13 protein-coding genes are annotated in these 16,224 nt (G+C 47.7%); 6 read left to right on the top strand and 7 right to left on the bottom strand.

From position 1 onward, the window contains the following. The first annotated feature begins 3 nt into the window (after positions 1-3). Positions 4-1,569: a multiple monosaccharide ABC transporter ATP-binding protein gene (mmsA, locus tag M1E06_RS19385; RefSeq protein ID WP_020450149.1), complete on the top strand. Its 1,566-nt coding sequence runs from the start codon at positions 4-6 to the stop codon at positions 1,567-1,569. Continuing rightward, the gene (mmsB, locus tag M1E06_RS19380) at positions 1,547-2,758 is read left to right on the top strand and encodes a multiple monosaccharide ABC transporter permease (protein ID WP_020450150.1); all 1,212 of its coding nucleotides are present in this window, start codon (positions 1,547-1,549) and stop codon (positions 2,756-2,758) included. The genes mmsA and mmsB overlap by 23 nt, the downstream gene beginning before the upstream one ends. A gap of 47 nt (positions 2,759-2,805) precedes the next feature. On the opposite strand, the gene M1E06_RS19375 is transcribed toward mmsB, so the two are convergent. Together M1E06_RS19375 and M1E06_RS19370 are read right to left on the bottom strand one after the other, a co-directional pair. After that, the gene (locus tag M1E06_RS19375) at positions 2,806-4,074 is read right to left on the bottom strand and encodes an MFS transporter (RefSeq protein WP_026580532.1); all 1,269 of its coding nucleotides are present in this window, start codon (positions 4,072-4,074) and stop codon (positions 2,806-2,808) included. 15 nt (positions 4,075-4,089) lie between these two features. After that, positions 4,090-5,007: a bifunctional helix-turn-helix transcriptional regulator/GNAT family N-acetyltransferase gene (locus M1E06_RS19370; RefSeq protein ID WP_035337227.1), complete on the bottom strand. Its 918-nt coding sequence runs from the start codon at positions 5,005-5,007 to the stop codon at positions 4,090-4,092. A 272-nt stretch (positions 5,008-5,279) separates the two neighbouring features. Between M1E06_RS19370 and M1E06_RS19365 the strand changes: the two genes are divergently transcribed. Next, positions 5,280-7,352: a beta-galactosidase gene (locus tag M1E06_RS19365; RefSeq protein WP_035337226.1), complete on the top strand. Its 2,073-nt coding sequence runs from the start codon at positions 5,280-5,282 to the stop codon at positions 7,350-7,352. Positions 7,353-7,358: 6 nt separating this feature from the next. On the opposite strand, the gene M1E06_RS19360 is transcribed toward M1E06_RS19365, so the two are convergent. The 4 genes from M1E06_RS19360 to M1E06_RS19345 all read right to left on the bottom strand — a co-directional run bounded on the left by M1E06_RS19360 (position 7,359) and on the right by M1E06_RS19345 (position 10,962). Next, positions 7,359-7,517: a hypothetical protein gene (locus M1E06_RS19360; protein ID WP_023855642.1), complete on the bottom strand. Its 159-nt coding sequence runs from the start codon at positions 7,515-7,517 to the stop codon at positions 7,359-7,361. A gap of 76 nt (positions 7,518-7,593) precedes the next feature. Beyond that, positions 7,594-8,739: a phytase gene (locus M1E06_RS19355; protein WP_023855641.1), complete on the bottom strand. Its 1,146-nt coding sequence runs from the start codon at positions 8,737-8,739 to the stop codon at positions 7,594-7,596. A 179-nt stretch (positions 8,740-8,918) separates the two neighbouring features. Next, positions 8,919-9,377, bottom strand: a complete 459-nt coding sequence (locus tag M1E06_RS19350; RefSeq protein WP_023855640.1) for a GyrI-like domain-containing protein — start codon at positions 9,375-9,377, stop codon at positions 8,919-8,921. A gap of 94 nt (positions 9,378-9,471) precedes the next feature. Next, a complete protein-coding gene (locus M1E06_RS19345; RefSeq protein ID WP_023855639.1) occupies positions 9,472-10,962 on the bottom strand; it encodes a peptide MFS transporter in 1,491 nt (496 codons plus the stop codon). A gap of 290 nt (positions 10,963-11,252) precedes the next feature. Between M1E06_RS19345 and M1E06_RS19340 the strand changes: the two genes are divergently transcribed. Then, the gene (locus M1E06_RS19340) at positions 11,253-12,989 is read left to right on the top strand and encodes a right-handed parallel beta-helix repeat-containing protein (protein WP_023855638.1); all 1,737 of its coding nucleotides are present in this window, start codon (positions 11,253-11,255) and stop codon (positions 12,987-12,989) included. Between the two features lie 22 nt (positions 12,990-13,011). Here the strand turns inward: M1E06_RS19340 and M1E06_RS19335 are convergent, their stop codons facing one another. Next, positions 13,012-13,230: a hypothetical protein gene (locus M1E06_RS19335; protein WP_023855637.1), complete on the bottom strand. Its 219-nt coding sequence runs from the start codon at positions 13,228-13,230 to the stop codon at positions 13,012-13,014. 124 nt (positions 13,231-13,354) lie between these two features. Between M1E06_RS19335 and M1E06_RS19330 the strand changes: the two genes are divergently transcribed. Beyond that, the gene (locus M1E06_RS19330) at positions 13,355-14,998 is read left to right on the top strand and encodes a spore germination protein (RefSeq protein WP_023855636.1); all 1,644 of its coding nucleotides are present in this window, start codon (positions 13,355-13,357) and stop codon (positions 14,996-14,998) included. Further along, positions 14,982-16,205, top strand: coding sequence for a Ger(x)C family spore germination protein (locus M1E06_RS19325; RefSeq protein ID WP_035337221.1), 1,224 nt, complete (start codon positions 14,982-14,984; stop codon positions 16,203-16,205). The genes M1E06_RS19330 and M1E06_RS19325 overlap by 17 nt, the downstream gene beginning before the upstream one ends. Positions 16,206-16,224 lie beyond the last annotated feature (19 nt).

Below are 16,224 nucleotides of genomic sequence, written 5' to 3'. Positions count from 1 at the left end.
CCGATGTCAGATTGCATTTTGGAGATGAGAGGCATCACGAAGGAGTTTCCCGGCGTCAAAGCGCTCGACAATGTCCACCTTCGCGTGAAAGCGGGCGAAATCCATGCCCTCTGCGGTGAAAACGGGGCGGGCAAGTCGACTTTGATGAAGGTGCTGAGCGGTGTATATCCGTACGGTACGTATACGGGCGACATTTTGTATAAAGGGGAAGTATGCCAATTCAAAAATATTAAGCAAAGTGAGGAAGCGGGGATTGTCATCATCCATCAGGAGCTGGCGCTCGTCCCCCAGCTTTCCATTGCGGAAAATCTTTTTTTGGGCAATGAACAGGCGAGCCGCGGCGTCATCAATTGGCGAAAAACAAAGCTGGAAACCCTCGAATTAATGAAAAAAGTCGGGCTTCAAGAATCTCCGGATACGCTTGTTTCCCAAATCGGCGTCGGAAAGCAGCAGCTTGTTGAAATCGCCAAAGCTTTGGCAAAAAAGGTGCAGCTTTTAATTTTGGATGAGCCGACTGCGGCTTTAAATGAAGCGGACAGCGAGAATCTGCTGCGGCTCTTACTCGAACTGAAAAAACAGGGGATCTCTTCAATTATGATTTCTCATAAATTAAATGAGGTCACGAACGTCGCAGATTCGATTACCGTGCTCCGTGACGGACAGACGATCGAAACGCTTGATGTGCAAAGCGGGCAATTGACCGAAAACCGGATCATCAGAGGCATGGTCGGCAGGGAGCTGCAAAACCGCTATCCTGACAGAAGCGCCAAGATTGGAGACGTCATCTTTGAAGTGAAGGATTGGACAGTTCATCATCCGCTTCAACAGGACCGCAAAGTTGTAAACATGGCGGCCCTTTCCGTCAAAAGAGGCGAAATTGCAGGAATTGCCGGCTTGATGGGCTCCGGAAGGACGGAGCTGGCAATGAGCATTTTTGGAAGATCATACGGAAAAAACATCTCCGGCACAATCGAAAAAGACGGGCGGGAGCTTTACATCCGCCACCCTGAGGAAGCCATTAAAAACGGCATCGTCTATGTGACGGAGGACCGGAAAGGAAACGGTCTGATTCTGGATGACAGCATTAAAGAAAACATTACGCTGTCCAAACTGGAGAAAGTGTCGAGCCGATTGGTGATGGACGAGCGCCGCGAAAAACATGAAGCGGAGGATTTTCGCAGGAAATTGAACATCAAGACGCCCGATATCGGCCAGCGGACCGGAAATTTAAGCGGAGGCAACCAGCAGAAGGTCATGCTGAGCAAGTGGATTTTTGCGGAGCCTGACATTTTAATTTTGGATGAACCGACGCGCGGCATCGATGTCGGCGCCAAATACGAAATCTACGGGGTCATCAATCAGCTTGCCGAAGCAGGTAAAGCGGTTATGATGATCTCTTCGGAGCTTCCCGAGCTGCTGGGGATGTGCGACAGAATTTATACGATGTGTGAAGGGGAAATCACCGCCGAATTTTCCAAAGAAGAAGCTGATCAGGAGAAGCTGATGAAATATATGACCATCCGCATGAAGAGAGGGGGAGAGGCGTATGCAGACACCGGTGCAAACTGATAAAGACCGCGCTCAGCCCGGTTACTTTCAGCTGTTTCGCGACATGTATAAGCAGAACATCCGGAAATACAGCATGGTCATTGCGCTCGTGTTTATTATGCTACTGTTTCAAATACTGACAGACGGAATTTTGCTGAGGCCGCTGAACATTACGAACTTGATTTTGCAAAACAGCTACATTCTCATTTTAGCCATCGGGATGATGCTCGTCATCATTACGGGACACATTGATTTATCAGTCGGTTCAGTCGCCGCTTTTGTCGGCGCCGTCTCCGCGATGATGATCATCGAAAACGATATGCCGCTGTTTGCGGCGGTCGTTCTGTCGTTGCTTCTGGGAGCGGCAATCGGCGCCTGGCAGGGATTTTGGATCGCTTATGTCAAGATTCCAGCCTTCATCGTGACGCTGGCGGGAATGCTATTGTTCAGAGGACTCACGATGATCGTGCTTGAGGGGAAATCGATTGCTCCATTTCCCGTGTCCTTTCAAAAAATGGCGTCCGGCTTTATCCCGGACTGGCTGAACGGAGGCGCGCTCCATATGACGACGATTGTCGCCGGAGCGGGAGTGTCGATTCTTTATCTCGTGTATCAGCTTCAGCAGAGAAACATGCAGAAGAAATTCCAATTTGACTTGCAGGGAAAAGGTCTGTTTGCAGTTAAGGTGTTTTTTATCATCGCCATTATCAACCTTTTTACCTACATTCTCGCGACGTACGAAGGCATACCTCTCATTTTGATCACATTGTTCATCTTAATCGCCGGGTATACATTCGTTATGAAAAAAACCGTCATCGGGCGGAGAATCTACGCAATCGGCGGCAATGAAAAAGCAGCCGAGCTTTCAGGAATCAAAACAAAACGGCTTACCTTTATGGTCTTCGTCAATATGGGCGTCTTAGCTGCTCTTTCCGGATTGATTTTTGCCGCCCGTTTAAACGCGGCCACTCCGAAAGCAGGAAACCTGTTTGAACTTGACGCCATTGCGGCCTGCTTCATCGGCGGTGCTTCAGCTTACGGCGGAATCGGCACGATCGGCGGGGCCATCATCGGCGGCCTTGTCATGGGGGTCATGAACAACGGCATGTCGCTGCTCGGTCTGGGCATCGACTGGCAGCAAGCAATTAAAGGCCTCGTCCTTCTGATTGCCGTTGCATTTGATATTTACAATAAGAATAAAACTTCTTAATTGATAAAGAAAAACCTGTTTTTGAACATCAAAAACAGGTTTTTTCATTATTGCTGGACTGAACGTCCTTCCTGATTCAGTGTGGGGTTTATTTTTTTAGGTTCCGGCAGCAGGATATTCAAAATGCTTGCTGCCGCCAAAATAACGATTGAAAGGTAGAAAGACAGGTTATAGTTGCCTGTTTGGCTGTACCAGACGCCCGGCAAATAAGCGCCGAGCGCCGAACCGAGCTGGTGGCTGAGGAACAGCCAGCCGAGAATGAACCCGACGGAGTACTGCCTGAAATACTGGGTTGCGAGCATTTGCGTCGGGGCGACGGTCGCAAAGTCGACCAAACCGAACAAAACCGCGAAGCAAAGCAGGAGGACCGAGTTGTGGCTCGACAACAAAATGACAAGCGACAGCGCCCTTACGGCATATAAAAAGCACAAAATTTTTCGGCTGCTCCAGCGGTCAGCGACGACGCCGGAAATCAAAATGCCGATGATGTTAAACCCGGCCAGCAGGCTGACAGCGGCGCTTGTTACTTCGGTCGAAAACCCGTGGTCATGCGAAAAAGGGATAAGATGGGTATCCATTAACCCCGTCGTTGTAAATCCGCAAATGAAAAACGGCAAGACGAGGAACCAAAACGTTCTTTTGAGAAAAACGGCTTTGTATGGAATCTTTTTAGGCTGGGCGTCCGGCTCTTCTTTTATCTCGCCGCCCTGAGTGCCGCCGATCGGCTGTACATTTTTTTCCGAAGGATGATTCCGCAATAACAAGATGACGATCGGAAATACGATAACAGCTAAAAACAATCCGAGAACGATGACGGTCACTTGCCAGTTAAACCAGTGGATCAACATGAGCGATCCAGGGACAAGCAGCATCTGCCCCGCGCCGAATCCCGCTTCCATAATGCCGAATGCAAGCCCCCGCTTCTCATTGAACCAGTTGGTCACGATCACGGTCGATGCGACATTCGACGCACCGCCGACGCCGAGAGAAACGATGATGCCGTACAAAATAAACAGCTGCCACGGAGAAGTCACGAGATATGTAAAAAAGATGCTCAAGCCAACCAGAAGCGTGCTGAGAGATAAAATGATCCGCGGCCCGAACCGGTCGACAAGCCTGCCGATCACCGGCTGGGATACGCCGTAGACAATGAAGCTCAGCATGGAAATAAGCGAAATCGTGCCCCTGTCCATTGAAAATTCTTCTTCCCAAGGCTGAATAAAGGCCCCGAAAGAAAGGCGCACCCCTTGAACGGCCAAAAGCGTCAAAAACGTCACAAAAACGATAATCCAGGCGTAGTGTATTTTCCGTTTCATAGATCCTCCATTTCGTCAGCCTAACTCGGCATCCCAGCGTTCTTCCCGGAGCCGCTGTCCCCATAATAAAGTCTCGTCTTTCACTTCCGTCAGTCTGAATCCGAATTTTTCATACAAAGGCCGCGCTTCAGCCATCGTACTTACCGTCCATAGAAAAATCCGCTCAAATTGATTGTCTTTGCAATAATCGATCAGCTGCTTCAAAAGGCGCGTGCCGACTCCCTGATGCCGAAAAGCGGCGTCGACCAGAAACCATCTGAGCTGTCCGGTTTTGCCGGGATGTTTGACGAGCCCGACGCATCCCGCAAACCTTCCGGCGCTCTCCGCGATCCAGATGTTTTCGATATCGGCATCAAATGTTTCGTGAAGGTAATCCAAAAATGAATCGTCCCAGCCATGTGTCTCCGCGTAAAACGCACGCTGTTTTTCGATCATCAGTTTGATATCGTCCGATATATAGTAATCTCTTATGGAAACGTCCGATTTCTCGGGCGGCAGGTGTTCCGACAATATGCATTCAATTGTATTCATCGCCTCCGTCAGCTTTTCCTGATGGGGGCCGTCGATATGCTTCAGCATGTATTCGATTTGCTGATTGGCTTTTGTCTCCAGCTTCTTATAAATGGATTCGCCGAAGCTTGTTAAATAGATATAGTGGTTGCGGCTGTCCTCCTCGCTTCTCTTTTTATAGACCATATTTTCCTTTTCGAACCGCTTCAGGATCCGGCTGACATAGCCCCGGTCCAGACCGAGCGTATCTTGAATCAGTTTGGCTGTACAATCGGCCGTATTGTGAATTTCGAATAATATCCGGGTTTCCGTCAATGAAAAAGGGCTGTCATAAATATGTTCATTCAGAAAACCGAGCACATTTGTGTAGAATCGATTGAACTTTCTGAATTTTAACGTGATAGAATGATTGATTTCTGTCATCTCAAAACCTCTCTCCCTATAAATCGTTGCTTTAATCAATTATAATAAAATAGTTGATTTAGTCAAGTGTATGGAAATAAAGTTAAAAATGTTAATGATAGATTATATTTTACAAATAAAGAAAGATAAATTCAATCATACAGGAAAATTCATCCACCAGGCAGGAAAGAGGGAAGAAAACAGAGTATATAATCTAACAACCTGTTTTTGAAAGCGTTTAATGTCTGTCTCCGCGTCATATGAAAACGAGGAAGAGAGGATGAAACTTTACGATGGTCAAACCGTATCCCCCGATCAGCCGGAAAGTTCCCCGACTGTTGCATGGAGCCGATTACAACCCTGATCAATGGCTTAAATATCCGGACGTTTTAAAAGAAGATATCCGCCTGATGAAGCTGTCCCGCTGCAATGTGATGTCTGTCGGCATTTTCTCCTGGGTTTCGCTCGAGCCTGAAGAAGGAAGATTTACATTTGATTGGCTCGATCAGGTTCTTGATACTTTCAAGGAAAACGGAATTTATGCGTTCTTGGCTACACCGAGCGGCGCCAGACCGGCTTGGATGTCCAAAAAGTATCCCGAGGTGCTGAGAACGGAGCGCAACAGGATCAGAAACCTTCACGGAAAGCGGCACAATCATTGCTATACGTCGCCTGTCTACCGCAGGAAAACGGCGATCATAAACGGAAAGCTTGCGGAGCGCTATGCGCATCACCCGGCTGTCATCGGCTGGCATATCTCCAATGAATACGGCGGAGAGTGTCATTGTGAACTTTGCCAAGATAAGTTCAGAGAGTGGCTGCTCGCGAAATACAAAACGCTGGACCGCCTTAATCATGCATGGTGGACATCGTTTTGGAGCCACACCTATACAGATTGGGACGAAATCGAGTCGCCGGCTCCGCACGGCGAGGATGCCGTTCACGGTCTGAATTTGGACTGGAAGCGGTTTGTCACAGATCAGACGGTTGATTTTTGCCGGCATGAAATCGCCCATGTCCGTTCTTTTAACCCTGAACTGCCCGTGACGACGAATTTTATGGGAACGTATGCCGGATTGAATTATTGGAAGTTTGTCGATTTGCTTGATGTCATCTCGTGGGATTCTTATCCGGCATGGCACAACAGCCGGCAGGAAGACAGCCGGCTTGGAGCCGATATTGCTTTTGTTCATGACATCAATCGGTCTCTTAAAGGCGGCCGGCCGTTCATGCTGATGGAAAGTACGCCGAGCATGACGAACTGGCAGGATGTCAGCAAGCTGAAGCGCCCCGGTATGCATGAATTGTCATCATTACAGGCAGTCGCTCACGGTTCGGACACTGTTCAGTATTTTCAATGGCGGAAAAGCCGCGGCTCAAGCGAAAAATTTCACGGGGCAGTCGTTGATCATGAGGGATCAGAGCATACGCGCGTCTTTCAGGAAGTGAAAAAACTTGGGGAAAAGCTCGAAAAACTTGAGGATGTCGCAGGAACGACAGTCGAACCCGAGGCCGCGATTATATTTGACTGGGAGAATCGCTGGGCTTTGGAAGACGCCCAAGGTCCGCGCAATATCGGCATGCATTATGAACGGACGGCCAAATCGTTTTATGAGCCGTTTTGGCGGGAAGGTGTACCGGTTGATGTGATTCATATGGAGGCCGATTTCTCCCGCTATAAGCTTTTGGTCGCCCCGATGCTCTACATGCTGAAAGAAGGCACCGCTGAAAGGATTGAACAGTTCGTTCAAAACGGGGGGACATTTGTTGCCACTTATTGGTCGGGTATTGTCAATGAGGATGATCTTGTGTTCCTGGGAGGGTTTCCTGGAGGCTTAAGAAAAACGCTCGGCATTTGGTCTGAGGAGATCGATGCGCTTCATGACGGGCAGAATAATACCATCGTGCTGGATGCAGAAAACCGGCTCGGATTAAGCGGGAGCTATGAAGCCAGCGAGCTTTGCGATCTGATTCATTTAGAAGGAGCCGAAGCGCTCGCTCTGTACGGGGAAGATTTTTACGCGGGCCGGCCGGCGCTGACGGTCAATTTGTTCGGAGACGGGAAGGCCTACTATATCGCTTCAAGGAATGAGGCGGCGTTCCAAGAGGCGTTTATATCGAGGCTCATTGAAGAGTGCGGGATTGCCAAAGTGCTCGATACAGAGCTTCCGAAAGGCGTCACCGCCCAGCTCCGCACAGACGGCCGCCACGATTATATTTTCGTGATGAATTTTACAGCGGAAAACCGCACGGTCTCGCTTCCGGAAGAAACATATACGGACGTCTTAAAAGGAACCCGGAAAAAAGGCGCTCTCAAACTGCCTCCATACGGAACGAGCATTTTGCGGAGAAGCCGCAAAGCCTAGGAAGCCTCATTCTTCAGGCCGGCGCTTCGTGCAACATGCAGCAGCGAGCAGGAAGATGACAGCTGAAATATACGCCAACACACCTTGATCGAAAATAAAGAGAAGCACCACATTTGATAAAACCGCCAACATAATAAACACTACAGCATAAAGATTTAGACGCAATACTATCCCTCCATTAATTGTTATCTTAACATGAAGGGATGTAAAAAATCCGCGGGAAATACCCGCGGATCCGTCCTTATTTGGCTCGGTTTTTCAGTTTTCGGGGATTGACCTGATCATCGATATCAGGCTTGTCATCAAGCGCGTCGGCGATTTTTTCCCAGGAGACAATTTTGAAGTTCTGATTGACCGGTTGTCCGTTTTCCGTATTTTCGCCGTCTTGGGCGACAAAGATGCCGTATGGATATGTTTTGCCGAGACCGAAGCCGATGACGTCGATTCCATCGGTATCGCTTGTCCTGTCGATTTCTTTGCCATTATCAATTGAAAAAGCGGTGACATAGTCGTTTTTCCCGCGCCGGTCATAGATGGCATAACGGTTATCGCCCTGACTGGACGCGATCAAATACCCTTCTCCGTCTTCTCCGTAGTAAATCGTCAGCCCTTCAATATCAGCGGTTAGATGCGGTCCGTCGGCACGATCGACGATTTTTCCTTTATCTCCGCCGTCCGGCTCGGCGCTGAAAGACCAAATCGCAACATCTTCTTCGGCGATGTACATTTTGCCGTATTCATCATCTGCCGCAAGCCCTTCTGTTTGAGAGCCCATTTTGAATGAGCGGACCTTTTTGCCTTCGACTTGTCCTTTTCCGTTGTCAAACAGTTCATATTGCTCGAATTCTCCGTTCTTTCCGGTCACCATGGCGTAGAACTTGCCAGTTTTCTGGCTGTGATACAGGCTGAAGCCATATACCTCCTCGATATCGGTTTGAATAGGTTTTTGAGGATTGACAATGTTCTTCAGCTTGCTTTTTTCGCCGTCAAAGGCGTAAATTTCAACCGTGTTTTTGCCGTCTGACCGGTTTGAGGCCCCGGCAATATCAATTTTTTTGCCATCGAGCGGAAAATTGTAGCGCAGATCGACATTGTTTAATTTGCCAAATGGATAGGCCGCAAGCTGTTTTCCCTTCAAATCATAGACGATTAAGCCCGATTTTTTGTTTGTGGTGATGAGCCTGCTTTTTTCAGGCTGCTTCGGATGAACCCAAATCGCCGGGTCATCTGCCGCGTCGTCAGGGGTATCCACCGGCTCTGTCTCCGCATCGGCAGTCACCGTGAATTCTTTGTGAGCCGCAGCTTCGTTATGGGGGAGACTGCTCCATGAGGGAGACCATAAAGATGCTGCAAGTGTTGATAAGGCGAGCGTTTTGTAAAAGTTCATATATTAACCTCCTTTTGATAACACTTATCCTAGCAAACCAATGAAAATTATCATTTGCGGGGATGTAAACTTTTGTTAAAAAGCGATGGCTAAAAAAGACCGCCGATACTCTAGAGTGCGAAACCGCAAAGAAAACCCCCGGAATTTTTTCCGGGGGCTGCCTTTAACATCGCTATCTCTCATTGAATCGGAATGTATATCTCAAACGCAAGTTCGTTTAAATCCTGATCCATCGGGTAAAATTCCAATTGTGTAAAAGCGTCACAGTTTAAACGAAGACCTTGATCTTTGATCCATTGATAGACTTTTTGATAAGTCACTTCAGGCCGCTCATGCTGCGGATGTCTTGTATGAGCATATGTCAGAGCGGGCGCCTGATAGCTGATCATTCCTTCCGGAAGGGTTTCGGGGAGGCTCTCCGTCTCCATTAATATATAAAAAGTGAATTCCCCTTCGCCGTGATGATCCGATATGGCCCACATACCGCTGTCTTCTTGAACACCGACTATTTCTCCGCGCCGGTCTTTCAGCTGCTGAATGATGCCGTGGAGCTTTTTCGCCCGGGCTTCTTCGAATGAAACGGTTTGTGAAAAGCCAACACCAACAAATCCGGGCTTTGCTGTCTTTTTGATCGCCAAAATTTTATCCTCCCATCCTGCACCGATTGGTTATTCAGTTATTCGCCGGACAAGAAGCAAATCCTTCAGAAAAGGAGTATCGGCCTGTTGCTTTTTAATTGACACCCTTCATAAATTTCTGAATTTTCGGTGACAGCAACATCAAAATGATTCCGAGCAGGATGGATACACCGCCGATGACGCCGAAGTAGGCGATCTCTGTATCAGCGCTGTAAAATCTGACGATCTGTGCGTTGATGGCCTGTGCAGAAGCGTTTGACAGGAACCATAGACTCATCGTCTGCGCTGAGAATGCCGCAGGAGCCAGCTTTGACGTTGCGGATAACCCGACTGGAGACAAGCACAATTCCCCGAGAACGACGATCAGGAAGCTGAGCACAAGCCACATTGGATTGGCAAGCGATTCAGTGCCGTTGATATAAGCAGGGAAAATCATGACGACAAATGACAGTCCGGCTAAAATCAAGCCGAGTGAAAACTTCGTCGGCGTTGACGGCTGACGGTTGCCGAGCCTCATCCAAATCCATGCGAAAACCGGTGCAAGCACAACGATGAACAACGGATTCAGCGACTGGAACCAAGATGAGTGCAATTGGACACCTAAAAATTCTAAATGAGTGCGTTTATCTGCATAGGTGGCTAAAATATTGGCGCCTTGTTCCTGAATCGCCCAAAACATCATCGATGCGACAAACAGCGGAATGTAAGCTGTGAGACGGGAACGTTCATCACTCGTCGTTTTGGAGCTTTTAAACATGACGATGAAATAAATTAGCGGGATCAAAATACCGAGACAGCTGACGATCATCGTAAACAGCTTGATTGTCATCCAGCCCATAAAGGCGGAATAGCCAAAGATAGCAGCGATCACCAAAACACCGATTCCAATCCGTCCGAACACCGTTTTTCTTTCAGCGGGTGTCAGCGGATTCGGCACTGTTCTTCCAGCAGAACCGAGATTTTTCTTCCGTGTCGCCAAATAGGTCAGCAGCCCGAACAGCATGCCGATGGCAGCAAGGCTGAAGCCGAGATGGTAGTTGTATGACTGGCCGACTGTGCCGACGATAATCGGCGCAAGAAATCCGCCAAGGTTGATCCCCATATAGAAGATGCTGAAACCTGAATCGCGACGGGTGTCTTCAGGGCTGTATAAATCGCCGACAACGCTTGATACGTTTGGTTTTAAAAGGCCTGTCCCAATGATGATCAAGAACATGCTGATGAAAAACGCGGGGACGCTTCCCGGGAATGACAAAAGAATGTGTCCGAACATAATGAGCACGCCGCCGTAAAACACGGTGTTTGCAGTTCCGAGGAGCCTGTCCGCTATCCAGCCTCCGATGATGCCGGACATATAGACGAGGGAACCGTATACGGCCATAATCGAGTTCGCTGTGGTTTGATCAAACCCGAGGCCGCCTTTTGACACCTCTGTATACAAATAGTAGATAAGGATGGCTCTCATACCGTAGTATGAAAAACGCTCCCAAAATTCAGTGAAGAATAAAGTGAAGAGTCCGCGGGGATGTCCAAAAAACCCCTTTTGCGGAATGTTTTGAAAAGTTTCTTTTTGATGGTTTGACATTCGCAATACTCCTTCTCTTTCTATGTCTATTATAAAAATCATATTCTTATATAATGTTCGTGTCAATACACCTTCAATCGATTTGAATGTATGATCGATGATGCAACAAGTTGTGAAGCGCTTTACAAGCGGATAGTAAAAAGTTTTGAAAAAAAATTTGGATGAAAAGATTTTTTAATAAAATTTTATCTATCTCATGTACAAGCGGATTTTACTAGAATGGCATATATATATCAGGAACCGTTTTACAAAAGGAGGCTGAAAACAGCGTGCAGCAGCAACCTGAGGAAATGAGAATGACAGTGGTTGACGCGACAAAGTTCGGTGCTGTCGGCGACGGCAAAACAGATTCCACAAATGCAATCAACGAATGTTTGGCATGGACAAAGTCGATGGGATACAACACGGTATGGATACCGAACGGCACGTACCTGATTGACGGGACGAAAAACGGCGACCGGCGTGCTCCGTTTCGCGGCGCCGGCATCAATGTTCCGGGCAATATTGAAATTTTGATGGACGCGGAGGCCGTCATCAAGGTAAAACCGAACAGCTCATGGGGATACGCTGCTTTTTATATAGGCGGAACATCCAATGTGAAAATATCCGGAGGCAGCATCATTGGGGAAAGGGATGAACACACATATACACCGGCGCCGAGACCGACCCATGAATGGGGATTTGGAATTTGCATCGAAGGGGCGTCAAATGTCGTCATTGAACATGTGAGAATAGCCGATTTTACAGGAGACGGAATCATTATCAGCAACGGAGGAGACGGCTATAAGCCGTCGGAGCGTATTAAGGTAACCGATTGTGAAATCAGGCGCTCCAGAAGAAATAATTTGTCAATCACAGGGTGCGACAATGTTCTTGTTGAAGGATGCGAAATTGCAGATGCGGGGACAGGCAACGGCACGGCTCCGCGTTTTGGCATTGATATAGAAGGCTACGGTGAAGGAGACATTGTCTATGAAGAACCCGTCAATGTCATCATCCGAAACAACGTGTTAAAAGGCAATGTCAACAATGCCATTTCCAATTTCAACGGGACTTCTGTTATCATCGAAGGCAATATCGCAGACGGCACCATTTCATACGGATACGGGACGAGTACGACGATTGCAAACAATATCATCAAGAAAAACTCCGAATCCACCGGACAGGGCATCGGAATTAACGGCCTCGGTGTAGGGGCTTTGGAAGCAAGAAGCGATGCCGTTATCAAGGGGAATTTGATTTCCGGTTTTTCGACAGGCATCGATATCCGCGGAAAAAGCGTTTTTGTCACGGGAAATCAAATCCGTGATTTTGTAAATGCCGGAATTCTTGCTTATCAAGCGTCGCAAATCTTTATTGAAGGGAATGATATCGAAAACGACGTGCCTGAGCAAAGGTCCGGCACCGCTCTCAGCATTATGCAATCAGACAATGTAACGTTTTCCGGCAATCAGATCGCAAATGTCGTTCTTGCGGTCAGGAGCACAGGCAATGACGTTCAAATAAAGGATAACGTCATCAAGCAATTCTCCAGAGGCATCTGGATATCGCAAGGAAATGCTGTGATAGAAGGAAACTTTATTTCGCCGGCCGGCTTTCAAACGGTGACGGAGTCATATGCTGTCTCCATCACAAATACGGCTTCTGCAGTCATTCGGCAAAACACCTTCACCCGTTTCAGAAACTTTCCAATATACTGCTCGACAAATCAGCATACAAAAATAATCGGAAACGACATCGAAGATTCACCGCTGATCGTCACGATGTATCTCACCCGCGGAACACACGAGATTATCGGCAATACGATCACGCTCAGCAGGCCGTCCTTGCCGGCTATCCTCATTTATCTTGACCAATCGTCGGATTCGGCGATCCTCAACAACACGCTCCGCAGCAATACGGCCGCAAGGATAACGGCAATTCAAACCAATACGTCAAGACAAACCCTGATCATCGGCAATACGATTGTCAAAGGAATGATCCATTCCCACGAGACAGATACGGTTAATGGAAATATCGAAGTTTAGGCTCCCTTTGATAGGGAGCCTTTTATGTCCTTTTTTTCTTCTTGCGGAAGTTCGCCGAGGCTTCGAGAAAAATGATAAATAAAAATAAAAGGATCATGATCCACTCGCCCACTTCTAAGATGGCAAACGTCAGGGAGTTTAATACGGCCCTTTGCAGGGTCATGCCTTGAAATACATCCAGCATGACGGCAAAAGTCTCTAAGGAAACAAATAATAAAAGCCCGATTCCGATCAGTTTCAACTTTTCACCACTCTCCGTTCCCCGTTATTTTTTCTCTTTTCATAAAGCACTATTCCCCCGGGAATAGTATAAATGTGCTTTCGTAAGGAAAAATATGAAAAACGAAAAGGGGATTCTGACAGCCATGCCATTCTTTTTTAAAGGTCGTCATCAAAAAGATAACAAACAAGAATCTCTTATGAGCGGAGATAAAAACCCAGAAACCGTAAATGTATCCGGGTTTGTGCGCCCCTTGCTTGCCGAAAACCTGAGCGTGATTAAAGAAACGACCGGAAACAGCGCGGATATTGTCATCCGCAAATTAAAAACGGGCGCTGACGAGAAAATCGAAATAGCCGTCGTTTATGTCGGCGGCATTACAGATGAGAAAGCGATTCACGACTTTTTGCTGGAATCGATCATGAGCTCTGAAGAATTAGCGAAAAAGGAGTACGGACGGGATGTTCTTGAGACGATTGCAAGTGATGCCGTCGCACTGGGCGGTGTTGAAAAAGAAAAGCGATTGGACAAGATGCTTGAATCTTTGATGGCAGGGGATACGATCATTTTGGCCGAGGGAACGGAAACAGCGGTTATTACGACCACGAAAGGCGGGGAAAAGCGTTCGATCAAGGAGCCTGAAAATCAGCAGGCATTCCGCGGTTCACGTGAGGGATTTATCGAAGCTCTCGACACGAATATTTCTTTGGTGCGCCGAATCATTAAAAACCCGAATCTTTGGGTTGAAAAAATGACGATGGGAAGCGTCACAAAAACCGATGTGGCGATCATGTATATCAACGGAGTGTGCGACCCGAAAACGGTGAAAGAAGTCAAAAAAAGGATGGCTGGCATTGAGATCGACAGCATCCTTGAATCGGGATATATTGAACAGTTTATCGAAGACGCTGTATTTACGACCTTTCCAACGGTATATCATACCGAAAGGCCGGACATGGTCGCAGGGAATCTGCTTGAAGGAAGGATCGCCATCTTTGTTGACGGTACACCGTTTGTCCTGCTTGTCCCTGCCGTTTTTATTCAATTTTTTCAATCTGTTGAGGATTACTATTCACGTTTTGACATTGCGACGTTCATCCGCTTTTTACGCGTGTTGATCTTTTTTATTTCGCTTATTGCGCCTGCCGTCTACGTTGGTGCGACGACGTTTCACCAGGAAATGATCCCGACGGAGCTTTTGATCGTAATTGCCGCGCAGCGTGAAATCGTGCCGTTCCCGGCTGTGGTGGAAGCGCTGATCATGGAAATTTCGTTTGAAATTTTGCGAGAGGCGGGCATCCGGCTTCCGAAAGCGATTGGTTCTGCCGTTTCGATTGTGGGAGCCATCGTCATTGGACAGGCGGCGGTTCAGGCGGGGATTGTGTCGCCGGCGATGGTCATCGTCGTAGCGATCACAGCGATTTCAAGTTTTGCCACACCTTCCTTCGCCATGGCGATATCCGCGCGGCTGGTTCGGTTTTTCTTCATATTAGCCGCGGCGACAACGGGTTTCTACGGTATTATTCTTGGACTGATCATCATGTTTGTCCATTTAAGCAGCCTCCGTTCATTCGGTGTTCCATATATGACGCCTTTTGCGCCGTTTATTTTGAAAAACTGGGGCGACTCCATCATTCGTTTGCCTTGGTGGACACATGAGAAGCGGCCTGAACTGATCGGCAATGACAATAAGGTGCGCCAAGGAGAATACCAGAAACCCGAGCCTCCGGATTCAGGCGATATGAAGACAAAACAAGAAGATGGTGATCCAAATGAAACGAAGCCTTAAGATTGTGCTCCTGCTGGCCGCCATTGTTCTTCTTCAAGGATGCTGGGATAAAAGAGAGCTGACAGATTTGCTGCTGATCACTGCCATCGGTATTGATAAAGGTAAAGATACAGATTACGAATTGAGCTATCAGATCGTCAATCCGATCAATGTGACAGGCGGCCTTCAAGGCGGACAGGGAGGAGACAGGCCGCCGGTTTCAAGCTATTCTGTGACGGGCAACAATCTGACGGAAATGAGCAGGCACGCGTCGGCGAAAGTGTCGCGGGAAATTTATTACTCCCACACGAACCTCGTGGTTGTTGATGAAAAACTCGCCAAGGGAGAAGGCTTGATCAAAATTCTTAATGTTCTTGACCGGGACACCGACTTCCGTTCAACGGCGACGATTATTATTTCCCGCGGCCAAAAAGCGAAAACATTCATCCGGACGCTGACGCCGATCGATAAGATCCCGTCAAATAAAGTAAACAAGACACTGCAATTTACTGAAGAGCATTTGGGAGAACATATGAAAACGAGCGTGCAGGATGTCGTCAAGTGCTTGACATCGAAGGCAAAACACCCGATTATTTCTTCTTTTAAAGTAACCGGAAACAAGGAGAAGGGTGAAAAGATGGAAAACGTGCAGTCTACATCTCCTGAGGCAATAGTCGAAGCGGACGGGCTGGCAGTCATTAAAGAGGGCAAGCTCGTCAACTGGCTTGAAGGCAAAACCGCGCGAGGCGTTTTATGGCTGCGCAATAAAATCAGCAGAACGTATCTGACAATTACATTAAATCACGAGAAAGATGCCGTCACATTTGATGTCATCCGCCAAAAAACAAAAGTCAGATCTCACCTGAAAAACGGCAAGCCGGCGATTTCGGTTGACGTCGACATGGAAGGGGACATCGGCGAAACAACTGTGCCGATTCACTTGGATGATCCAAAAGTGCTGAGCGACATCGAAAGGAAGGTGGCAAAGGAACTGAAAAATGAATTGCAGAATACGATTGACATTGTTAAGCGAAACAAGACGGATGTTCTGCAATTCGGTGATACTGTGTATCGCAACCACCCGAAAGTGTGGAAAAAGATGGAGGGTGAGTGGAGCAACCGGTACTTTCCTGACACAGATGTCGACATTACGGTTAACGCATATATAAGGAGAACGGGTTTAAGGAACAACCCGAACATTTTGAATCATCACGAAGGGCGTTCTTGAATGAAAGAGAGAGGAGGGC

The sequence above is a fragment of the Bacillus sp. AK124 genome, assembly GCF_053903085.1.
Note: the sequence above shows the minus strand (reverse complement) of the source record. Positions and strands in the feature narration are given on the sequence as shown.